This is a genomic window from Acinetobacter sp. ESL0695 (assembly GCF_029392135.1).
Taxonomy (GTDB): domain Bacteria; phylum Pseudomonadota; class Gammaproteobacteria; order Pseudomonadales; family Moraxellaceae; genus Acinetobacter; species Acinetobacter pollinis.
This window is the reverse complement of sequence record NZ_CP113932.1, coordinates 2148036-2171377: the sequence shown is the minus strand read 5'-3', so window position 1 is coordinate 2171377 and position 23342 is coordinate 2148036. Positions and strand designations below refer to the sequence as shown.

The 23342-nt window shown below is 38.2% G+C and carries 19 protein-coding genes and 2 tRNA genes; 11 read left to right on the top strand and 10 right to left on the bottom strand.

Annotated elements, in window-relative coordinates; all coding sequences use genetic code 11:
• Positions 1-43 precede the first annotated feature (43 nt).
• Positions 44-295 carry a PspC domain-containing protein gene (locus tag OZX61_RS10440; RefSeq protein ID WP_195770948.1) on the bottom strand — a complete coding sequence of 84 codons (252 nt, stop codon included), beginning with the start codon at positions 293-295 and terminating at the stop codon, positions 44-46.
• Positions 296-548: 253 nt separating this feature from the next.
• Between OZX61_RS10440 and OZX61_RS10435 the strand changes: the two genes are divergently transcribed.
• On the top strand, positions 549-1172 hold the full coding sequence (locus OZX61_RS10435) for a hypothetical protein (RefSeq protein WP_277094737.1): 624 nt from the start codon (positions 549-551) through the stop codon (positions 1170-1172).
• A 39-nt stretch (positions 1173-1211) separates the two neighbouring features.
• Here the strand turns inward: OZX61_RS10435 and OZX61_RS10430 are convergent.
• The 3 genes from OZX61_RS10430 to OZX61_RS10420 form a co-directional block, all read right to left on the bottom strand.
• Positions 1212-1287: transfer RNA gene (locus OZX61_RS10430), tRNA-Lys, on the bottom strand.
• A gap of 20 nt (positions 1288-1307) precedes the next feature.
• Positions 1308-1383 (bottom strand) — tRNA-Lys (locus OZX61_RS10425).
• A gap of 252 nt (positions 1384-1635) precedes the next feature.
• On the bottom strand, positions 1636-5082 hold the full coding sequence (locus tag OZX61_RS10420; protein WP_277094736.1) for an Rne/Rng family ribonuclease: 3447 nt from the start codon (positions 5080-5082) through the stop codon (positions 1636-1638).
• 721 nt (positions 5083-5803) lie between these two features.
• On the opposite strand from OZX61_RS10420, the gene OZX61_RS10415 reads away from it, so the two are divergent.
• Both OZX61_RS10415 and OZX61_RS10410 read left to right on the top strand, forming a co-directional pair.
• Positions 5804-6733: an RluA family pseudouridine synthase gene (locus OZX61_RS10415; protein ID WP_195770951.1), complete on the top strand. Its 930-nt coding sequence runs from the start codon at positions 5804-5806 to the stop codon at positions 6731-6733.
• A 5-nt stretch (positions 6734-6738) separates the two neighbouring features.
• Positions 6739-7386, top strand: a complete 648-nt coding sequence (locus OZX61_RS10410; RefSeq protein ID WP_277094735.1) for an HAD-IA family hydrolase — start codon at positions 6739-6741, stop codon at positions 7384-7386.
• Between the two features lie 50 nt (positions 7387-7436).
• On the opposite strand, the gene OZX61_RS10405 is transcribed toward OZX61_RS10410, so the two are convergent.
• On the bottom strand, positions 7437-8333 hold the full coding sequence (locus OZX61_RS10405; protein ID WP_277094734.1) for a LysR substrate-binding domain-containing protein: 897 nt from the start codon (positions 8331-8333) through the stop codon (positions 7437-7439).
• 373 nt (positions 8334-8706) lie between these two features.
• On the opposite strand from OZX61_RS10405, the gene OZX61_RS10400 reads away from it, so the two are divergent.
• The gene (locus tag OZX61_RS10400; RefSeq protein WP_277094733.1) at positions 8707-9759 is read left to right on the top strand and encodes an MBL fold metallo-hydrolase; all 1053 of its coding nucleotides are present in this window, start codon (positions 8707-8709) and stop codon (positions 9757-9759) included.
• A gap of 44 nt (positions 9760-9803) precedes the next feature.
• On the opposite strand, the gene OZX61_RS10395 is transcribed toward OZX61_RS10400, so the two are convergent.
• On the bottom strand, positions 9804-11321 hold the full coding sequence (locus OZX61_RS10395; RefSeq protein WP_195770955.1) for a catalase: 1518 nt from the start codon (positions 11319-11321) through the stop codon (positions 9804-9806).
• A 320-nt stretch (positions 11322-11641) separates the two neighbouring features.
• On the opposite strand from OZX61_RS10395, the gene katG reads away from it, so the two are divergent.
• The gene (gene katG, locus OZX61_RS10390; RefSeq protein ID WP_277094732.1) at positions 11642-13828 is read left to right on the top strand and encodes a catalase/peroxidase HPI; all 2187 of its coding nucleotides are present in this window, start codon (positions 11642-11644) and stop codon (positions 13826-13828) included.
• A 47-nt stretch (positions 13829-13875) separates the two neighbouring features.
• Here katG and ptsP read toward each other — a convergent pair whose 3' ends face one another.
• Together ptsP and OZX61_RS10380 are read right to left on the bottom strand one after the other, a co-directional pair.
• Positions 13876-16170, bottom strand: coding sequence for a phosphoenolpyruvate--protein phosphotransferase (ptsP, locus tag OZX61_RS10385; RefSeq protein WP_195770957.1), 2295 nt, complete (start codon positions 16168-16170; stop codon positions 13876-13878).
• A gap of 86 nt (positions 16171-16256) precedes the next feature.
• A complete protein-coding gene (locus OZX61_RS10380; RefSeq protein ID WP_195770958.1) occupies positions 16257-16739 on the bottom strand; it encodes an RNA pyrophosphohydrolase in 483 nt (160 codons plus the stop codon).
• Between the two features lie 185 nt (positions 16740-16924).
• Between OZX61_RS10380 and OZX61_RS10375 the strand changes: the two genes are divergently transcribed.
• Positions 16925-17581, top strand: a complete 657-nt coding sequence (locus OZX61_RS10375) for an HAD family hydrolase (RefSeq protein ID WP_277094731.1) — start codon at positions 16925-16927, stop codon at positions 17579-17581.
• On the opposite strand, the gene OZX61_RS10370 is transcribed toward OZX61_RS10375, so the two are convergent.
• Complete coding sequence (locus OZX61_RS10370) at positions 17578-18447, bottom strand: LysR family transcriptional regulator (RefSeq protein ID WP_195770960.1); 870 nt, start codon at positions 18445-18447, stop codon at positions 17578-17580. The genes OZX61_RS10375 and OZX61_RS10370 overlap by 4 nt on opposite strands.
• Before the next feature lie 259 nt (positions 18448-18706).
• On the opposite strand from OZX61_RS10370, the gene leuC reads away from it, so the two are divergent.
• The 5 genes from leuC (at position 18707) to OZX61_RS10345 (ending at position 22885) form a co-directional block, all read left to right on the top strand.
• A complete protein-coding gene (leuC, locus tag OZX61_RS10365; protein WP_277094730.1) occupies positions 18707-20125 on the top strand; it encodes a 3-isopropylmalate dehydratase large subunit in 1419 nt (472 codons plus the stop codon).
• A gap of 11 nt (positions 20126-20136) precedes the next feature.
• Positions 20137-20787, top strand: a complete 651-nt coding sequence (gene leuD, locus OZX61_RS10360) for a 3-isopropylmalate dehydratase small subunit (protein WP_277094729.1) — start codon at positions 20137-20139, stop codon at positions 20785-20787.
• Between the two features lie 93 nt (positions 20788-20880).
• Positions 20881-21456 carry a hypothetical protein gene (locus OZX61_RS10355; protein WP_195770963.1) on the top strand — a complete coding sequence of 192 codons (576 nt, stop codon included), beginning with the start codon at positions 20881-20883 and terminating at the stop codon, positions 21454-21456.
• A 76-nt stretch (positions 21457-21532) separates the two neighbouring features.
• The gene (leuB, locus tag OZX61_RS10350) at positions 21533-22609 is read left to right on the top strand and encodes a 3-isopropylmalate dehydrogenase (protein WP_195770964.1); all 1077 of its coding nucleotides are present in this window, start codon (positions 21533-21535) and stop codon (positions 22607-22609) included.
• Positions 22610-22687: 78 nt separating this feature from the next.
• Entirely contained in the window at positions 22688-22885 is a 198-nt protein-coding gene (locus OZX61_RS10345; RefSeq protein WP_277094728.1) for a hypothetical protein, read from the top strand.
• A gap of 181 nt (positions 22886-23066) precedes the next feature.
• On the opposite strand, the gene infA is transcribed toward OZX61_RS10345, so the two are convergent.
• Entirely contained in the window at positions 23067-23288 is a 222-nt protein-coding gene (gene infA, locus OZX61_RS10340; protein WP_004718087.1) for a translation initiation factor IF-1, read from the bottom strand.
• Between the last annotated feature and the right edge of the window lie 54 nt (positions 23289-23342).

Sequence of the window (23342 nt, the reverse complement as noted above, 5' to 3'; positions counted from 1 at the left end):
AAGTCTAATCATCATTCACCCTCTTGCTAAATAAAGAAGGAAATTAATGTTTTCCTTCTTCATAGACATTGCGAAGATGGTTCGACTGATGGTCTATAGCTATTTTTTGTTTAGGAATGAGTAACCATAGGATTAGGTAAACAAGTATGCCAGGAAAGGCTGCACTTATTACAGAAACTAAAACAAAGATAACGCGAAGTAGGTTTGCATTCCAACCGAAGCGCTCTGCGATTCCACCCATTACACCTGCAACAATGTATTGTTTGTTGGAACGATATAAGCCTGAAGATGCCATGATATAACCTCCTATGGGGTATAAGTGTGTAGAACACCTGTTCTTATATAAATAAGGGTAGATATTATAAATTAAACAAATAAATGAATGCTAAAGCGTTAATTTATGTAAATACTCTGCTTATATCGCCGAATATTTATTAGAATGAAAAACCAAACATGCATATGAAACAGCATTTTAAAATAAAAGATATTTTATATTATCTTCAAAGCGTAGCGCGGTTTTGTGTGGTGTAATATCTAGAAGTAAATTTATGTACCTAAATAAGAAAAAACCATTATCTACAGTAATTCTATTGGCTGTATATATAACAACATTCACAGGATGTGACCGTAAAGTAGAAGAGAGTACACAACAGTCTGCTTCAAATGATACGCCTGAGCAGAACATGGACGAAAGAAATTTGTGGCATGTTGCAGGGCAGAGTGTGGTTCCTAAAGATCATGAAAAAAATGGTTACTCACGTGTTCTGACACAAAGTGAAAAAAAATTAGTAGGTCGATATATCGTGACGATTCCTTGCCATGATCCTGTTGCTAGGTGTGGTGAAAAAGAAGAGGGTTCTGTAGATTTTATTTTAAATTTAGCTTCTGATGGTTCCGTTTACCGTCTTATTAAAAGTTTAGGAATGATTCAGTTAGATACGAGAAAAAATGTAGATAACGATCGTCGGTATGATCATTGGAGTCAAATATATATTAATAATCAAATGTATGTTGTGACATCTTATGCAACAGGTATGCATTTTTATTATAAAGTTTTGCCAAATAATAGTTTGATGATGGATTTAAAAAGAACGAGACTTATTAATTTACAAGAGTACCGCCAAGGTTATCCTTTTCCGATACAAGAATATGAGTTAAAGAAACAAGCATAAAAAAAACCTCTTAGAAATCTAAGAGGTTTTTTTGAATCTTGGTGGGTCGTCCGCGACTCGAACGCGGGACCAATGGATTAAAAGTCCACTGCTCTACCAACTGAGCTAACGACCCATAAAGGGTTTCAAGATAAATGGTGGGTCGTCCGCGACTCGAACGCGGGACCAATGGATTAAAAGTCCACTGCTCTACCAACTGAGCTAACGACCCATATCGTCTTGATGGAGCGTATTGTAGCAACTTATTCGATGATGACAAGTCTTATTTAGAAAAAAAACGATTAGTTGTTTATAAAAAATGCAAAAACCTATTTTTTGAGCTAAAAATCAACAAAATTAAGCTTGAGGGGACTAAAAATACGTTTTAACGTAATAAACATTCATGGTGTTTTTTCTTTTATAAGACTGAAAAATAAAATAGCTGCTCGAAAGCAGCTATTTTATTTTTGAATAATGTAAGAAATTATTCTTCTGGTGATTCAGTTGGAGCAACTGCTTTCTTTGGTGGACGGCCACGTGGACGACGAGGGCGTACAGCTTTTTCTTTAGCAGTTGCTTTTACTTTTGTTGCTTTTTTCGGTGTTGCTTCGAGGTCATCGGTTACTTCTGTAGCATCTTCAGTATTTGAAGGTGTCTGTTTATCATCACTTTCTTGAGTAGCTGACTTAGTTGACACTTTCTTTCTTGAAGGTGTTGCAGGCGTTTCATCTACTTTTTGAGTATCTGATACTTGAGCAACCTCAGGGGTAGACACTTGATTTTCTACCACTAGTGGTTGACTACTTGTAACTTCTTCAGAAGGTTGTTCTGCTACTTTAGAGTCAGAGGAAATGACTTCTTGCTGTTGAGCAGTTTTTTCCTCTTCAATATGTTTTGCTTTAGCCTGTTCCAATGCTTGTTCAGCAGCAAGTTTTGCTAAACGTCTACGTTCACGTGGATCATTTGCAACACGAACTTGTTGCGATTTTGGTGGTGTTAACGGAATAACAGCCGCAGGAACTTCCTCTTGTATTGCTTGTGTTGGTAATTCAACATCACGCGTCACTGGAGATTTTTCTGCTTCTACAATGGTTTCTGCATTAATCACTGTATTTGCATGCTGTTCAGTAAACTTCATCAGAGCGCGGTTAAATGTTTGCACTAGACCAAATTGCTCAATGAGCACTGTACAATCTTCACCATACATCTGACGAATTAAGCTGCCTATTGTATGTTGTGCCAAAGCAGGTATTTGCGTTGGTTTAATTGTGATAGAAGGAGCCGAAGAGTTTGCTTTTTGACCTTTCTGACGGCGACGTGAACGTGGATCATTTGTTGCACGTTTCGGTGTAGTGTCTTTGCTTACCTGAGGGGTAGCTTCTTTAACTTCACGTTCAGCTTCAACTGTTTTTGATGCATCTTGCTTAGTTTTTTGTGCTACAGGTTGTTGTGACTTAGGTGCAACAGCATTTTTCACTACAGGAGCCGTCTGCTCAGTCTTTGGAGTATTTATTGGCTTCGTAGAAACTTCTGATGTTTCATTTAAAGCGACAATATTTTTTGTCTCTTTATCAACATTTACGACCAAAGCTGTTGGCATTTCTTCTGAACGCGGTGTATCAATCAAGTCAACTTTAATATCTTGATTCGATGCTATTTTCGCTGCAACCGTTTTTTCTGATTGTTGCTCAAGCACACTATTATCGCGATGACGGTTTGGTCTGTTTGGTCGTTGTTGATTACGATCACGACGAGGAACAGTTTGCTGAGGCTCTGACTGATGTACTTGATTCTGAGACTCGGCTTGAGCTTGAGGAGCAGGTGCGTCTTGTTGTTGCTGACGTTTTTGCTGGCGTTTTAAATCTCGCATTTCTTGACGAGACAGCTGTACCACTTCTTCATGAACCTGATGGTTCGTATTCTGATCATTGTGATATTCACGTTGATCTTTTTGTTTATGATTGCGTTGCTGTTTCTTATTATTACGCTGAGGTTTATCTTCTTTCTCAACCAATTTTTCCGCTTTTACATTGGACGTATTACGCGCCATGTATGCGTTATTGTTTGTGTGTACAACAGCAGGTTCTGCAGTAACTACAGTATTTTGGCTATCAATATTCCCAAACTGTCCACGGCTTACTGCACCATTATTGACCATTTCTTCAATTGCTGCAGCTGCATTATGTGCAGTACGAGATTGATCAGTCGTTTGCGCTTGTTTCTGTACAAATAAGTTTTCTAACCATGCACATGGGCTATTACTTTGCACTGGTGGTACGGCTGGTTGAGATACCTTGTTTTGTACATTTTTCTGTGTATTTTGTTTTTGATTATTATTTTTACGTGTGTCAGCCTGTTGAATCGGTTGCTGTTCAACTTCGTCTAAATGCCAGTCAGAAGATTCGTAACCTAACTCTTTTTCTGTAGAGCGTGTCGCTTCTGTACGCTCATAACTTGTTGGTGCAAAACCTTCTGGATTATATTGAATTTCGTAATGTGGTGTTTCTAAATGTGGGTGTGGCAATACAGTAATACGAACATTCGAAGTTTGCTCTAAGTAAACAAGACTATGGCGTTTCTCATTGAGAAGGAATGCTGCAATTTCTACAGGAACCTCAATTTGAACTTCACCTTGACGCTCTTGTAAAGCAATTTCTTCTACACGGCGCATAATTGATAGAGAAAGCGAACGAACATCGCGAACCATACCTGTACCATGGCAACGTGGGCAAACATAACCTGTTGCTTCTTCTAAAGAAGGACGTAAGCGTTGACGGCTCATTTCCATAAGGCCAAAACGTGATAGTTGACCAAATTGGATGCGTGCACGATCACTTTGTGTTGCATCGCGTAGTTTTGCCTCTACCATACGCTGGTTGCGTTCTTTACCCATATCGATGAAGTCAATAACAACCAAACCACCAATATCTCTTAAACGAAGTTGACGTGAAATTTCTTCAGCAGCTTCTAAGTTGGTATTGAGTGCAGTATCTTCTACATCTTGTCCACGTGTAGATTTAGCCGAGTTAATATCGATAGAGACGAGAGCTTCTGTTTGGTCAATAACAATAGACCCACCAGATGGAAGTTTTACTTCACGTTCATATGCCGTTTGAATTTGGCTTTCTATGCCAAAGTGAGCAAAGAGCGGCTCATTAAGTGTATATGTTTTTAACTTTTCTAACTGACGAGGCATAACAACTTTAACGAAATTATATGCTTCATTAAATGCTTGTTCATTGTCGATGAGAATTTCAGACACATCATCACGTAAGTAATCGCGAATTGCACGTGTAACAACACCTGCTTCTTGATGTACTAACATTGGAGACGGACCAGAACTTGCAGTATTTTGAATTTGAGCCCACAGGTCTAAAAGATGCTGTAAATCTAGTTGTAATTCTTCTTGACTGCGACCAATGCCTGCTGTTCTAACAATAACACTCATACCGCGAGGCATATTTAAAGATGAGAGCATCTCTTTGAGTTCTTCGCGTACAGCACCTGAAATTTGACGGCTAATGCCACCACCTTTAGGGTTATTTGGCATGAGTACCAAGTAGCGTCCCGCTAGGGAAATATATGTAGAAAGTGCAGCACCTTTATTGCCTCGTTCTTCTTTTTCAACTTGGACTAAAAGTTCTGTACCTTCTGTAATGAGCTCTCGAATGTTTGAGCTGTCACGGGCATCTGCATTTAAATAGCTACGTGCGATTTCACGCATAGATAAGAAGCCTTGACGTTGAGCACCATACTCTACAAATACAGCTTCTAAAGAAGGTTCGACACGAGTGACATGACCTTTATATATATTTGATTTTTTTTGCTCTCTGGTACGGTTTTCAAGGTCAAAGTCATATAGACGCTGACCTGTAGTGAGTGCAACACGGACTTCTTCGGCATGTGTTGCATTGATCAACATACGTTTCATGGGTAAATACCTAATCATTGAAACATAACGATAAGCCAGTCTATGTAGTGCAGTGAGGATGTAGAGAATAAAAATGTCTGGTTGTGAGACAGATATAGGTAGGCACTTAAATTCAAGTGGATTTTATTCTCTTTTAATCTTTCAAACTGCGCGTATATCCTTGACTAAAACACCTAAACTTTATCAGTACATTTGTTGTATTGTAAAAATCACTTTGACTATAGTGAAGCGTATTCGTCCTTGTGAGGCGTTCAATACGGAATGTTCATCGTATTAAGGCTATCTACTACAGTATTTCAATACACCAAATGTTTAAGCCTGAATAACGTTCAGGAAGCGACTTATCCGATGTGTTTCAGTTTACATTAATAAACCAATCGAAATTGGCAACAAATCTTTTTGGGGTAGACTATTTTGTATGCAAAAGCAATATTTCACGCGATAGTCTACTGTTTTGCCGATATAATAACGCCTTTGGCATCGGCATATTCTTTTAGGACCACTCCGAGCTTATAATGAAAATGCTTGAACTGTATGATTTATCCATTTGAATGTTGGATATTTTTTGTTCAGCACCTCATTTACGGCGGTATCCGAGCGCTGACTATATCAAACCTTGGGGCATCTGCCTATGGGTTTAGCAGATGTTTATTGTGAAATAATCTTTCTAAGTGGTCATATTTTACGCAAAATTGTTAAATAAAGGTTTAAAAATAGTTGTATGAATTCCAATCAGCAATGGCAAAGTGTCACTTGGTTTGAAGTTGATGAAAATCAAATTGATCAGCGTATCGATAATTTTCTTTTTTCACGTTTAAAAGGTGTCCCTAAAAGTAGGATTTATCGTTTAATTCGTGAAGGGCAAGTACGTGTAAACAAAAAGCGTGTAAAAGCGGAGAGTCGACTAAGTTTAGGCGATCAGATTCGAGTAGCTCCTATCCGCTACGAACAAAAGCAAGAGACAGATATTCCGATGAGTGACCAAGTTGCTCAGGGTTTGCTTAATCGTATTGTATACGAAGATGAAGGTTTAATTGTTATCAATAAACCCTCTGGGATTGCGGTACATGGTGGGAGTGGTATTGCATATGGTCTAATTGAGGCTTTGCGTTCAGCAACAGGGAAAAAGTACCTAGAACTGGTTCATCGTATAGACCGAGATACGTCTGGGTTAGTGATGGTGAGTAAAAAACGAAGTGTCTTGAAAGTACTTCAAGATTTATTGCGTCAGCATAAAATACAAAAAACGTATGCTGCCATTGTAAAAGGTCAGGTCAGTCTAGATGAACAACGTATTAATGCACCTTTATTACGTTATGAGCTTTCTAATGGAGAAAGACGTGTCAGAGTAAGTAAAGATGGTAAGGCGAGTGAAACAATTTGGACAGTAAAACAACGTTTTAAAGCAGCCACATTGGTGTATGCATCGCCGTTATCTGGCCGTACGCATCAAATTCGTGTACATGGTTTAAGTATTGGGCATCCCTTGTTAGGCGACGATAAGTATGGGCATAATGTATCTGATCAGGGTATTGTTGCTAGAAGATTATGCTTGCATGCAATGCGCTTAAATATTCCAAATTATCCTGTAATTGAGGCACCACTGCCAGAGGATATGCAGGATGTATTAACTTCACTGAGTAAAGAATAAAAAATATGGAAAAAGCGAAACTCGTTGTATTTGATTGGGATGGTACGCTATTTAATTCAATTGGCCAGATTGTAGATAGTTTACTTTATGCTGCTCGAAAATATCATCAGCCTTTAACTTCAGATGAGGGTAAGGATATTATCGGGTTAGGATTACCTGAGGTAATGCAACGTTTGTTTCCAACCGTACCAGAATTGCACGAAGATATCTTGAACGCTTATGCTGAACACTATGTTTTGTCTTCTCAGAGCGATTCATGGTTTGAAGGTGTATCAGAGATGTTGACAGCTCTACAGCGAAAAGGTGTGATACTTGCTGTAGCTACTGGGAAAAGTAGGCGAGGTCTTGATCGTGTATTACTTAAAACAGAGAGTAATAATCTGTTTGAAATTACACGAGCAGCAAGTGAAACAAAATCTAAGCCAAATCCATTAATGCTTCAAGAAATTCTAGAACATACACAAATTCCTGTTCATGAAGCAATTATGGTAGGTGACACAAGTTATGATTTAGAAATGGCATCAAATATTAAGATGCCATCTATTGGTGTGACTTATGGCGTGCATTCAGAAGATATTCTAATGAATTACAATCCACTTTGTGTTGTAAATAGTATTGATGAGCTGACAGAAAAGCTATTGGCCTATACTTAAGTAAAGGTATAAGGTATTTGTGTATTGGGAGATCAAATACCTTATTTTATTTAATCGTTTGAAAGTTCAAAAAAGGTTTGCATCATATCGAGTAAGCTTTTTAGCGCAATTGATGTGTTTTCTTTTTTATAGCTCATAATAATGTCGAGTGTAGGTAAGTCTTTTTCTAATGCACGAATAGCAAGGTTGGGTAAGCTACTAAATGGATCTACATATTTTGGTAGAATTGAACAACCTTTATTTGCATTAATGAGTGAGAGTGTATCTACAATCGTTGTAGAGTACTCTGTAACGTTTAAGCGAATATTGTGTTGCTTAACAAAGTGATTTACAGCTTGGTTCATAATATTGAACGTCGATGTTGTTGGAGCAATAAAGCTTAAATCTTCAAGCGCTTTTAATGGAATTTTTTCGAGTTCTGCAAGAGGGTGTTTTTTCGGTAAGATCAATGCAAGTTCATCTTTAAAAATAATTTTATCTTCAATTTTTGCATCATTTACTTTCTGGCGACTAAAGATAATATCTAGTTCACCTTTCTTAAGCGCTTTGTGCTGTTCAAAGTCATCTAGTATTTGTAATTCTATTTTAAAATTTGGGTACTGCACACGAAAATGGGGCAGAATTTTTGGGAGAATACGTATTTCTGCTGCCGTAATAAAACCAATACGTAAAATATGCTGTTTAGATAAGTGAACCTGCCGAGCCATTTGAACTGCTTTATCTGCTTGAGCCATGGTCAAGCGTGCTTGTTCTAAAAAAACAACCCCTTCTTCAGTTAGCTCAACTTTGCGTTTTGTACGATTAAATAAGCGTACCCCAATTTCTTCTTCTAAATCTTTAATTTGTTGGCTGAGGGAAGGTTGAGCGGTATAAAGTCGTAAAGCAGCTTTACTAAAGTTTAATTCTTCTGCAACTGTTATAAAGTATCTAAGGTGGCGCAATTCCATGAGATTGACCTGAGTGTTTTGTTATTAAATTAAATACTTAGTATAGTCTAAACATTTTAAATTTAAACTAGAAAAATAAGAAATTCTTTGAAAAATAAAAAATATTTTTTGAAAAATACCATTTTTTTTAGTAGGTTTTTTATATAAAAGAAATGAAAAAAATCAGGTATCTTATTTGAAATTAGAGACTTAATTAGATGGGATAAATGATGATCTTTTATGTTAAAGATGTAGCAAAAATGTACCAGATATAAAATGTACATATAAAACGAAATATGAGAGTGATATGATGCGTTTACGAAAAATGTAACATGACTTTGTGTTTAACATTCAGACTATTGAGAATATCGTATAAAAATATAAAGAAGAAGGTATGACTAAATCTACGCCATTGCACTATCAGCTTTCTAATAAGAACTGTTGGTCTCATACGTTAATAAAGCCTGATCAGCATTTTGACCACTCTCCAAATTATCATGATGGTCGTTTTCATAATGAACATACGTCAGACAGAAAGGCAAATAAATTTAAAATATTTAAATGGCTCATGGGGCGTAACGGTAAATCTTGGAATATTGATGTCGATCGTGAGTTTGAAAGAGTATTAGCACAATCTGCAAATATGCAGCCTATTCAATCCAATACAGATCCGAAACAATGGAAAGTATGGTTTATTGGTCATGCAACTGCATTGATTAAAATTGGAGCACATAATTTTCTAACTGACCCTGTATGGTCAGAATATGCAGGCCCGAAGACGGGAACAGGTCCTCGTCGCGTTTGTCCAGCAGGCGTGGCATTAGAGAATTTACCCCCAATTCATGGGGTGCTGCTCAGTCATAACCATTATGACCATATGGACATAGCAACTCTAGAGTGGTTGCATGATAAATTTCAAATGCCGATCTATACCGGTCTAGGTAATGGTTATTATTTGCCTAAACACCTTCATGTGATTGAGTTAGATTGGTGGCAGTCTGCTTATTTAGATGACTTTGAAATTGTATATACACCTGCACAACATGGTTCAGGTCGTGGTCTACGTGACCAAAACCGAGCGTTGTGGGGAAGTTTTTGTCTTCGTAAAGATGAGCAATATGTTTACTTTGCAGGGGACACAGGCTATTCAACACACTTTAAAGAAATTCATGCGAAATATGGTGCGCCCCGTGTTGCACTTTTACCTATTGGCGCGTATGAACCAAGACCATTAATGAAATATGTGCATATGAATCCTTACGATGCATTAAAAGCACATATGGATTTGCAAGCTCAACGTTCGATAGCCATTCATTATAGGACTTTTCAGCTTACAGATGAAGGCAGAGATCAGCCAGAGCAGGTGCTTGAACACGCGATTGAACATGCATCTAAGTTAATGAATCCTTTTTATTGTATTCATGAAGGAAAAAAACTCATTGTTTAAAAAAAAGCCTATCTTAAAGATAGGCTTTTTTAATAGCGAATGGGTTATTCAGGATGTCCACTATTTTGTTCTTCGATGTGTCCATCTTGTTGTTGATATGAGCTGTGACCACTTTCATGTAAAGCTTTGCGAACACCTGCTTCATAATCAGGGTGAATACGATTAAAGTGCACAAGCTGACGCTCAATAATTTCTTTAGGTACGCCTTGCATTGCATCGGCAATGTTACTAAATAGACGACTCTTTTCGCCTTCATCAAAGATATTAAATAGCGCTGTAACTTGAACGTAATCGTTGTTACCTTCATCTTCACGGTGGTTAAAGCGATCAACTATGCTTGAGTCAAGTTTTAGAGGTGGTTCTTTAACTTCTGGGTTTTCAACTGGCCCACCAAACGAGTTTGGTTCATAGTATGCATCTGGATTTGGAAAATGCTCCTGAACATTCATTTGACCATCTTTATGGTAGTGATGAACAGGGCAAATAGGTCGGTTTACAGGAATGTTTTCGTAATGTGTACCTAAACGATAGCGATGAGCATCTGCATAGCTGAAAACACGTGCTTGTAGTACTTTGTCTAGTGAAAATCCAATTCCTGGAACGGCATTTGATGGAGAAAATGCTGCTTGCTCGATTTGGGCAAAGTAGTTTTCTGGATTATGGTTAAGCTCTAATACCCCAATTTCGATAGGTGGGTAGTCTGCATGTGGCCATACTTTGGTAAGATCAAATGGATTATATGGTGTTTTTTCTGCCTCTAGCTCTGGCATAATTTGAACTTGTACTGTCCATTTAGGAAAGTCACCATTTTCAATACTGTAGTATAAATCTTCTTGTGTTGTTTCGCGGCTTTCACCCACTTTTTGTTGGCCTTCAGGATTTGTCCAATGGCGATGACCTTGTTGTGTTTTAAAGTGGAATTTTACCCAGAAACGTTCGCCTTGCTCATTCCAAAAAGAATAAGTATGTGAGCCATAACCGTTCATGTGTCGAACATCGGTAGGTAAGCCACGGTCTGACATTAAAATAGTAACTTGGTGCAGGCTCTCAGGGGATTGTGACCAGAAGTCCCACATTGCTGTTGGTGAGCGTAGGTTTGTACGTGGATGACGTTTTTGTGTATGAATAAAGTCTGGAAACTTTAGTGGGTCACGAACAAAGAAAACGGGTGTGTTGTTTCCTACAAGATCCCAGTTTCCTTCTTCTGTATAGAACTTTAAAGAAAAACCACGAACATCACGCTCTGCGTCTGCAGCACCCATTTCTCCAGCAACTGTAGAGAAACGTGCAAGCATTTTTGTTTCTTTTCCAACGCCGTTAAATATTTTTGCACGTGTATATTCAGAAAGGTCTTTTGTCAGTTTAAATGTACCAAAAGCACCCCAACCTTTTGCATGTACAGTACGTTCAGGAATACGCTCTCTGTTTTGGTGTGCTAACTTTTCAATGAGTTGCCAATCTTGTAACAGTAAAGGACCTCTAGGACCAACAGATAGGCTGTTTTGGTTATCAGCAACTGGTGAGCCCGCTGTTGTCGTTTGATGATATGGGCATTTGCTCATGGCTAACTCCTATATTTATATTGTTAGGGCTTGCTATATGGTTATTAAAAATAAAAAGTGTATTAGTATTTATTTTGCGTAAATAATACACAATTATTATCATTCTAAAAAGTACAATTGCGTTGCACTATGTGAATAAATGTAGCATCTAAATATGATATTTCTCAGGTGCTTAAATGTAATTAAGCGACTTAAATCTATATTTTCAATAAAATAATTTTAAAGATTGGCTTTACCTATTAAAGCTATTAAAAAATACGGATTCCAATTTAAAGATAAAAAAACTAACTTAAACAACATTGTTTAGTTGGAGTGGTAACGTGAATAATAAATCGCAAGCGAAATGCCCATTTCATGCAGAGGGCGCAAATACAAATGCAGCTAGCTCAAATACAGATTGGTGGCCAAACGCGTTAAATTTAGATATTTTGTCTCAACATGATCATAAAACAGATCCGATGGATCCAAATTTTGATTATGAGGCAGCTTTTAATTCATTAGATATCGAAGCAGTGAAAGCTGATATTCGTGAACTTATTTCTTCAAGCCAAGATTGGTGGCCTGCTGACTGGGGAAGCTATGTGGGTATGTTTGTACGTACCGCCTGGCACTTGGCAGGAACATATAGAAAACAAGATGGTCGTGGTGGTGCCAATACAGGTAACCAACGCTTTGCACCATTAAATAGTTGGCCTGATAACGTTAATACAGACAAAGGTCGTCGTTTGTTGTGGCCAATTAAGAAGAAATATGGCAATAAAATTTCTTGGGGTGATTTAATTATCTTGGCAGGTACAGTCGCTTATGAAGTTGCTGGTTTAAAAACCTTTGGCTTTGCCGGTGGTCGTAAAGATATTTGGCATCCAGAAAAAGATATTTACTGGGGTGAAGAGCGTCAGTGGTTAGATGCAACCAAAAACCGTTATGAAGATGACCAAGACCGTACATCGTTAGAAAATCCGCTTGCTGCTGTTCAAATGGGTTTAATTTATGTGAATCCTGAAGGGGTAGACGGTAAATCTGATCCTTTAAAAACAGCACAAGACATGCGTGTTACTTTTGACCGTATGGCAATGAATGACGAAGAAACGGTTGCATTGACGGCTGGTGGGCATACTGTCGGTAAAGCACACGGTAATGGTAAAGCAGAATTACTCGGTGCAGATACAGAAGCTGCAGATGTTGAGTTTCAAGGTTTAGGCTGGCATAACCCTGAAGGTACAGGTAATGGTACAAATACCATGGTAAGTGGTATTGAGGGTGCTTGGACAACGAATCCGACCAAGTGGGATAATGAGTTTTTCTACTTACTCTTTACATATGACTGGGAGTTAACAAAAAGCCCAGCGGGTGCAACGCAGTGGGAACCTGTAAATATTAAAGAAGAAGATAAGCCGATTGATGCACACAATCCAAATGTTCGTCGTAATCCAATTATGACTGATGCAGATATGGCATTAAAAATAGATCCTGAATATCGTAAAATTTCGGAACGTTTTTATAAAGATCCTGCTTATTTCTCGGAAGTATTCGCACGTGCATGGTTTAAACTAACTCACCGTGATTTAGGGCCAAAAGCAAGATACTTGGGTACACATGTACCTCAGGAAGATTTAATTTGGCAAGATCCTGTTCCTACGGTGGACTATGTATTAACTGATGATGAAGTAAAATCTTTAAAAGAGAAATTGCTTGCAAGTGGTTTAACATCTGCTGAATTAATTAATACTGCATGGGATAGTGCGCGTACTTATCGTGGTTCAGACTATCGTGGTGGTGCAAATGGAGCACGTATTCGTCTTTCACCACAAAAAGACTGGGCAGGTAATGAACCAGAACGATTGGCCAAAGTCATTGCTACGCTTGAGCAGTTGCAAAGTACTTTAGATAAAAAAGTGAGCTTGGCTGATCTGATTGTACTTGGTGGTACTGCTGCAGTAGAGCAAGCTGCGAAAGAGGCTGGTGTAGAAATTACTGTACCATTTACTGCAGGTCGTGGTGATGCAACGCAAGATCAAACAGATGAATATTCATTTAAAGATCTAGAGCCAAAGCATGATGGTTTCCGTAATTGGATTAAAGAAGACTATGCGGTTCAGCCTGAAGAAATGTTACTTGATCGCGCGCAGCTACTTGGTTTGACTGCACCTGAAATGACGGTGTTAATTGGTGGTATGCGTGTACTTGGTACGAACCATGGTCAAGCTAAACATGGGGTATTTACACAGAGAGAAGGTGTACTTACCAATGACTTCTTTGTAAACCTGACAGATATGAACAATACATGGAAGCCAGTTGGCAAAAATGTATATGAAATTCGTGATCGTGCAACAGGTCATGTGAAATGGACTGCAACACGTGTTGATCTAGTCTTTGGTTCTAACTCAATCTTACGTTCTTATGCAGAAGTATACGCACAAGATGATAACAAAGAAAAATTTGTTCAAGATTTTGTGAAAGCATGGACGAAAGTGATGAATGCAGACCGCTTTGACGTTAAATCTTAAGGTATAAATGCTAAAAAAGACCTCGCTGATGCGGGGTCTTTTTTTAATTAATTGGTCAGTAGGCGATTGGTTTTTACCATATCTTCTAAACCATTATTTCTAAAATAGTGTTCGATCCAGCTTTTTACCAGTAATGGATTATTTAGCGTAAGTACATGCTTTAAAAGTTTTTCTGCATCTTCCATAGAGGTATGACAAATTGCTTTTCTTACGCGTAGAATATTACTTGAACTCATGGAAAGGGTATTGAACCCCATCGCCATAAGTAAAATTGCAGAAAGCGGATCGCCTGCCATTTCACCACAAATACTAATTGGCTTATTATATTTGTGGCACTCATTTACCAGATAAGTTAAGGCTTTTAAAACTGCAGGGTGGTAATGAGAATATACGCCTGATACATGTGGATTATTTCGATCTACGGCCAAAAGATATTGTATAAGATCATTTGAACCAACTGAGAAGAAATCGACCAATTCTACAAATTCATGAATTTGAAAAATTACGCTTGGTACTTCTACCATGATTCCAATTTTAGGCTTATTAATTTTTACTTGTTCTTCTTCCTGTACAGCCAGCCAGTCACGCTCAAGAAGATACAACACTTCTTCAACCTCGCTTACACTGGTGACCATAGGTAAGAGAATATGTAGATTGTTTAGTCCAATACTTGCTTTGAGCATAGCACGAATTTGTGATGAAAAAATTTCTGGGTGATCGAGGGTGAAGCGAAGCCCTCTCCAGCCAAGTGCTGAATTATTTTCATGAATAGAGAAGTAAGGAAGCTCTTTATCTGCACCAATGTCTAAGGTGCGCATAATGACGGGTTTGTTGGCAAAATGGCTAAGCTGTTGGCGATAAATAGCACGCTGTTCCTCTTCTCCTGGGAAACGATCACGGAGCATGAAAGGGATTTCACTACGATATAGCCCAACGCCTTTAGCACCACGTTGGACACCGCGAACAACATCAATCATAAGACCCGTATTTACAAATAATCGAACTTCTACGCCGTCAGGTGTAATGGAATCTTTGGTTTCATACAGTTTTAAGTCTTTTGCTATTAACTCTTCTTCTTTTTGAATTTCTTTGTAGCGTTGGCGTAATCTGCGAGGCGGATTAACAATGACTTTGCCTTGATAAGCATCAATAATCATTTCAACGTCATCGAGCGTATTTACAGGGAGTTCTGTCACACCAACGACTGTTGGAATGCCTAAGGCACGTGCCACAATAACCATATGTGAATTGGCAGCCCCATCACTGGTTACAATAGCGGCAATTTTATCTACAGGAAGCTCAACCAACGCAGCCGTACTAATTTCATCTCCAACAAGAATGCTGTCTGAGCTGAGCTCTTTATGTGAAGAATCTGCTTCTTGTAAGCAAGCCAAAATACGCCGTCCCAGATCTTTTAGGTCTGATACACGTTCTCTTAAATAATCATCTTCCATTTGTGCAAAGAGGGCGCTGTGTTTATCGATCACCCGTTTGACAGCACCTTGTGCCCAACTTCCTGCTCGAATCTCATCTTGAATTTCTTCAGGCAAAGCGTTTTCGTCAAGCATACGTAAAAATACACTAAACAATGCGCGCTCTTCTGACATAAGAGAGTCTTGCATTTTTTCATCGAGTGAGCGTATTTCATTACGTACTGATTCGACGGCTTGTTCGAGTAACTCTAATTCTTCACTAATATCTTCTGCTTCACGCTCTGGTACGGCAGATAGGTCAGCAGGAGGATATAAAATAATTGCACGTCCTAGGGCAATTCCACCAGAACCCGCGACACCTTTAAAAATTTTATAATTTGAAGTGTTAGCAACTTTTCGAAATACATCAGTTGAGCCAACCGCATGTGCATGAGCGATAACACCTGAAAGTTGAGCACATAATGTGACAAGAAAGGATTCTGCAGCTTCACTAAAGTCTTGTTTAAGTTTTCTTTGAACAACTAAAACGCCCATCACCTTACGGCGATACATAACAGGTACGCCTAAAAATGAGTTGAAGATTTCTTCACCCGTTTCTGGGAAATAGGCAAATCGTTCATGCTCAGAAGCATTTTCAAGATTTACAATTTCTTCACGTTGTCCTACTAGGCCAACTAGACCTTCACTTAAAGGAATAGAAATATTTCCTACCGCTTCGCTGTTAAGACCCTTAGTCGCCATAAGTACATAGCACTGATTTCGCTCATCTAATAAATAGATTGAACACACATCGACATCCATCGCAGCAGATACTTGATTTACCATGATATCGAGTGATTCATGTAAACCATTTGAAGCATTAATTTCTTGGACAATTCGTCTTAATGTATCTAACTGCATGTTGGACATGTACTGCATGCTCCGAAGTTAAGTGAGAAGCGATTTTTATTTATAACAGCATCTAAATTTAAAAGCATTCACAAAAAGCATCTCTTTTAGGCTTTTTGTATGGGGAGTTTGTGGCATAGCTCAAGCATTGCTTTTCTATACACATCTCGCTTGAAGTTAACCACCTGACCGAGTGGATACCAATAGCTTACCCATTGCCACTGATCGAACTCTGGCGGATCCGATAAGTGAAGCTGAATATGTTTTGTCGAAGCAATTAGCTTTAACAAAAACCATTTTTGTTTTTGACCGATACACACAGGCTCGGAATCTGAGCGGATATATCGGTGTGGCAGACGATAACGCAACCAGCCTTTGGTTTGTGCAACAATTTGAACGTGCTCTGGCAATAAACCAACTTCTTCTCGAAGCTCTCGAAAAAGTGCTTGTTCTGCTGTTTCTCCATAGTGAATTCCACCTTGAGGGAATTGCCACGCATTATGACCAATGCGTTTTGCCCATAGAACTTGTCCGTTATCGTTTGCCAAAATGATCCCGACATTTGGTCGGAAACCTTCGGAGTCGATCATTTGGCTACCTTAATCTAGTGTTTCTTATTGTCTTTCTTTAGATAGGCTAATAAGGGGATAAACCTCAGCATAAAAAAGACGACAGAATATTGTTAAAATTGCTATGATCTTAACGAATTTCTTGCCTTAAGCGGTGATTGATTTACATTTTTTTTCTTTATTTTTCAAATTAAATGAGAATTTTCATGAAATTGGCTTTGTTTGACCTTGATCATACTTTAATAGATACAGACTCCGATCACTCTTGGGGAGAGTTCTTGGTGACAGAGGGACTTGTTGATCCAGCGTACCATCGACAAATGAATGATAAATTTTATGAAGATTATAAAGCAGGGTGTTTAGATCCAATTGCATATAATGAATTTGTATTTGAGTTTTTAACAAAAAATAGTCGTGATAGATTAAATGAGCTACATGCGTTTTTTATGCAAAAAGTAATTCGACCAATGATGCGAACAGAAGGATTAAAAATGATTCAGCATCATCAGCAATTAGGCCATGAAGTTGTTGGAATTACAGCAACCAGTGATTTTATTACGGCACCTATTTTTCATGAATTTGGCATTAAACATGTTATTGCAACGACAGCCGAGCAAAAAGATGGTATTTACACTGGCAAAGTGGCAGGAACACCTTGTTTCCAAGAGGGTAAGTTGATTCGCCTGAAACAATGGCTTGATGGGCGAACCATTACGGAAAGTTGGGCGTACTCAGATTCATTTAATGATCGCTTTTTACTTGAATACGTAGATCATGCCACCGCTATTTCACCTGATAAAAAATTAATTGAACTTGCCAATGAAAAAGAGTGGCCTATTTTAGATTGGTCTTTAAACGCTTAAGCCTGTGTCATTTTTACCAATTGAATGAGGGCTTCTGCTGCTTTGGACTGACTGCGAGAAGGGTGCCATACGAGACCCAATGTACGCTTAAGTTCAAAGTTTAAATCAAGTTGTTTTAAATCTTGGTTAATGAGCGTTTTTGGTAAAACAGACCATCCTACACCAATAGAGGCAAGCATTCGAATAGATTCTAGTGGATTATTGGTCATACTGGTTTTCGGGCGTAACCCACGTTTTTCAAATTCCGCCAGTGTAATCTGACTCGTATAAGTTTTTGCTGCAGGCAATAAACTTGGGTAATGTGTAAGTTGCTCTAAATCTAAATTAGAAACTTTTGCTAAGGGATGAAATGGTGATGCTACAAAAACCAGTGGATCTTCCCAAATAGGCAAATAAGAGAGTCTGTCATCGCCAGTCGGCGGTAAAGTAAGAAAGGCGAGTTCTAGATCACCCGTAAGTACTTGCTCGTGTGCTTGTTCTGAGTCAACAAACTTTACATCTAACTCGACATGAGGATATTGCTGTACGTAGCTTTTCAAGTAAGGTGGAGCATGATGTAATCCAATATGATGACTTGTTCCTAATTTTAAGCGACCTTGTACTTGCTCGTGTTGATGGCTTAGGTTGTGATGAATATCACCAAGCTCATTGAGCCAAGTTTTTACTTTAGGCAGTAGTGAATAAGCAACATGTGTTGGTTTGATTCCTCTTCCCGCAGATTCGAATAAGGTGACATTAAAGTATTCTTCTAGGCTATGAATTCTTTTGGTAACTGCAGGCTGAGTAATAAATAGATGATCTGCGGCCAGAGAAACAGAGCCTGTTTCCATGACTTTCACAAAGGCTTCAAATGCAGCAAGATTCATAATTTCACCCTTATAAATAATATAATGTTATGCATATTTAATCTTAATATAACTTTTTATTATTTTTATGTGCAAATACATTTTTAGAATAAAGCCACTACATACCTTACTATTTAAAATTGTTACACTCATTTAATTAGATATTTATTCCTAAAAGTTTTTTGATTTATAAAAATGATAAATTAGATTTATTAATTTTGAATTATATAATCAAAGATAATAACCAACATAAACACCCAGTCCAATGGAGTATCACGACATGGCAGGCAAAACTTTATATGACAAATTGTGGGATGACCATTTAGTTAAGCAAAGAGATGATGGCTCAAGTTTAATTTATATTGATCGTCAGCTACTTCATGAAGTAACGTCACCGCAAGCATTTGAAGGTCTACAGCTTGCAGGTCGTCAACCTTGGCGTTTAAGTGCAAATGTAGCAACGCCTGACCATAATGTACCTACATCTAAAAAAGAGCGTGACCAAGGTATTGCAGGTATTGAAGACAATACATCGCGTATTCAAGTACAAACTTTAGATGATAATTGTAAGTCATTTAATGTCGTACAGTTTGGTATTAATGATGTGCGTCAAGGTATTGTTCATGTGGTTGGTCCTGAGCAAGGTTTAACATTACCAGGCATGACAGTGGTATGTGGAGATTCGCATACAGCAACACATGGGGCATTTGGTTGTTTAGCACATGGTATTGGAACATCCGAAGTTGAGCATGTATTGGCAACACAGTGTTTAGTTCAGAAAAAAATGAAGAATATGCTTGTTCGTGTAGATGGTACATTAGGACAAGGTGTTACTCCGAAAGATGTTGTTCTTGCCATTATTGGTAAAATTGGAACAGCGGGTGGTACAGGTCATGCCATTGAGTTTGGTGGACAAGTATTTAGAGATATGTCTATTGAAGGACGTATGACAGTATGTAATATGGCCATTGAAGCAGGTGCACGAGTAGGTCTTGTTGCTGTTGATGAAAAAACTATTGCATATGTAAAAGATAGACCTTACTCGCCAAAAGCTGAAAACTGGGATAAAGCGGTTGCATATTGGAATACACTTCACTCTGATGAAGATGCATATTTCGATACAGTGATTGAAATGAAAGGCGAAGAGATTGAACCACAAGTATCTTGGGGAACTTCTCCAGAAATGGTAATACCTGTTTCGCAAGCTGTACCGACATTAACGCAAGCTAAAGATGATGTACAGCGTAATGACTGGACACGTGCGTATCAGTATATGGGCTTAACAGCAGGTCAACCATTATCTGAAATTCATTTAGATCGCGTATTTATTGGATCATGTACGAACTCTCGTATTGAAGACATACGTGCGGCCGCTGCAGTTGTTAAAGGTCGCAAGGTTGCAACAAGTATTAAACAGGCGATGGTTGTACCAGGGTCTGGTGTTGTTAAAACTCAGGCAGAAAAAGAAGGTTTGGATAAAATTTTCTTAGAAGCAGGATTTGAATGGAGAGAACCTGGTTGTTCTATGTGTTTAGCAATGAATGCCGATAAATTACAAGCAGGTGAACATTGTGCATCAACATCTAACAGAAACTTTGAGGGTCGTCAGGGTAATGGGGGTAGAACTCATCTTGTGAGCCCTGCCATGGCAGCAGCAGCAGCAATTGCTGGTCATTTTGTTGATGTAAGAACATTCTAAGGAGTTTTATAATGAAAGCTTATACGACTGAAGAAGGTATTGTTGCACCATTAGACCGTGCCAATGTAGATACAGATTTAATTATTCCTAAGCAGTTCTTAAAATCAATTAAACGTACTGGTTTTGGGGATAACTTATTTGATGAGTTGCGTTATTTAGATGAAGGATATCCTGGTCAAGATAACTCTAAGCGACCAAAGAATCCAGATTTTGTACTTAATCAGCCACGTTATCGTGGTGCGACAATTTTAGTGACCCGTAAAAACTTTGGTTGTGGTTCAAGTCGTGAGCACGCGCCTTGGGCTTTAAATGAATATGGCTTTAGAACTGTCATTGCACCAAGTTATGCAGATATTTTCTTTAATAACAGCTTTAAAAATGGCATGTTACCTGTCATTTTGTCTGAAGAAGAAGTTGATCAGATTATTAAGAAATGTGAAGCTGAAGAGGGTTATGCATTAACGGTCGATTTAAAGACACAGGAAGTCCGTCTGCCATCAGGTACAGTGTTTCATTTTGAGGTTGATCCTTTCCGTAAGCATTGTTTATTAAATGGTTTAGATGATATTGGGCTCACTTTACAAGATAGTGATGTTATTCATAGCTATGAAGCAAAAACTAAACAAACACGTCCTTGGGTTTTTCAAGATCTAATTGACTAAATTGCTATATTTCAGTGATGGCGAAATTGAATAACTATTGCTAACATAAGGTGAATTATTTTTACTTTTATGTTGTTAGGTTGAACATTTGTCATGCGGAATATTATTGGTAAAAGTGTACTTTGGGGAATGTGTGGAATGTTATTGGCCTCTTGTCAGACATTCCAACATGCACGAGAAACTGCAAATATTCGTTATAGTGCACCTAAGCTGGGCTCTACAGTGGCGACGGTTTATTGTGAAGGGACTGCAAACTGTGAGTTTGAGCGTATCAATAATATTGTTATTGTTGATGAGTCTACGCATTTGATTAATCCAAGTGCGATCGGGCAAGGTTATGTCAGATTAAAGCAAAGGTCTACATTTGATTCAAATGCAATTTTTCTGACCTTACCTGCACAACAACATGAAGTCGTTATTCGTTTTTATCCAATATCTCCCGACCGCGCTGAAAAAATTAACGTTATACAAAATTTTAAACCGAATAAACACTATAAGTTTGTCATGTATCGAGATCGTATTAAACGCTCTAATAATTTACTTAGTGTTTCTGTACCAGACCCGCTGTGTGTGAAACTCATGGAAAATGAGAAAGTCATTCGCCGTTTCTGCAAGCCTTATAATGTGTTAAATGGGCTTGGTGAGTTTATAGAACAAAAAGCAGGATAATGAGTAAGTAATATATCTCGTGCTGGCATATTTTTGATTGATGACATCATCATAACTTTTATCTATGGAATCCTATATGTCAAAGCAAATTCTTATTCTCGCAGGTGATGGAATTGGCCCAGAAATTGTTACAGCAGCAGAGAAGGTGCTTACAGCAGTTAATCATAAATTCAATCTGAACTTAGATTGGGAACATGGTTTACTTGGTGGTGCAGCAATTGATCAATATGGTGAGCCATATCCAAAAGAAACAAGTGATCAAGCAAAAAAAGCCGATGCCATTTTATTAGGTGCTGTTGGTGGACCAAAGTGGGATCAAATTGAGCGCTCTATACGCCCTGAACGTGGCTTATTAAAAATTCGTAGTGAACTCAACCTATTTGCAAATCTTCGTCCTGCAATTTTATATCCGCAATTGGCGAGTGCTTCGAGCTTGAAACCTGAAATTGTAGCAGGTCTAGATATTTTAATTGTCCGTGAGCTGACAGGTGGTATTTACTTTGGACAACCACGTGGGATTCGTGAGTTAGAAAATGGCGAAAAGCAAGGCTATAACACAGATGTTTATTCAGAGTCTGAAATTAAACGTATTGCTAAAGTTGCGTTTGATCTAGCGAGTTTACGTGGTGGTAAAGTATGTTCGGTAGATAAAGCAAATGTTTTGGAAGTGACGGAGCTTTGGAAACAAACAGTAAGCCAAGAACACGCTGAGAACTATTCAAATATTCAGCTTTCTCATATGTATGTAGATAATGCTGCCATGCAATTGGTACGTGCACCTAAACAATTTGATGTGATTGTTACAGGTAATTTGTTCGGTGACATTCTTTCTGACGAAGCTGCAATGTTAACGGGCTCAATTGGGATGCTACCATCTGCATCATTAGATGAAAATGGTAAAGGAATGTACGAGCCATGTCACGGTTCGGCACCAGATATTGCAGGGAAAGATATTGCAAACCCGCTTGCAACGATTTTGTCTGTAGCCATGATGCTACGTTACACGTTTAAAGAAGAAGCCGCGGCAAAAGCGATAGAAGAGGCAGTAGGTACTGTGTTAGATCAGGGCTTAAGAACTGCAGATATTTATTCTGAAGGCATGAAGAAAGTGGGAACCGCAGCGATGGGAGAAGCGGTTGTAAACGCTTTATAGGATTAGTTTTGGGTTGAGTAATGCAATGCATGGCTATATTTAGGTAGAGCTATGCATTTTTTATTTAAGGCCAAATTTGTGTTGTTAAATAAAAAGTTGTCAGCTTTTCATTTAGGGGTGGGTATTTTCTATCTCGTACTCGTCATCATTGCTGTGCTGTCATTTGGTGCAAATCAATCGTTAGACCATATAGCAATGGGTTATATGTGTTTCTTGGTTTTCATGATTGCAATGGATTTCAAAGCATATAGCGAGGTATGTAAGGGGAAAAACTAGGTAAAATTTTATCAAGGATGTTAGCTTGCTTTTTACTGTTAGGTTTTCCTAGTGGCACATGATTGGCTTTTCTTATTTTTTCATATACAAAAGAATCAAATTGGCAAACTTTGAATACTTAAATAAGACATATAAAAAAAGCCACTTTAAAATGAGTGGCTTTTTTTGCTTCGACTAATACTTAACGCGCACGGTAAGTGATACGACCTTTTGTTAAGTCGTAAGGTGTCATTTCAACTTTTACATTATCGCCAGTTAAAATACGGATGTAGTGTTTGCGCATTTTTCCTGAAATATGAGCAATTACTTCATGACCATTTTCTAAACGAACACGAAACATAGTATTAGGAAGCGTCTCGGTGACAACGCCTTCGAACTCAATTAGTTCCTCTTTATTGGCCATAGCCTACCTGAATGAATGAATTAACAAGGCGCAAATTATATACAAATTACTTAT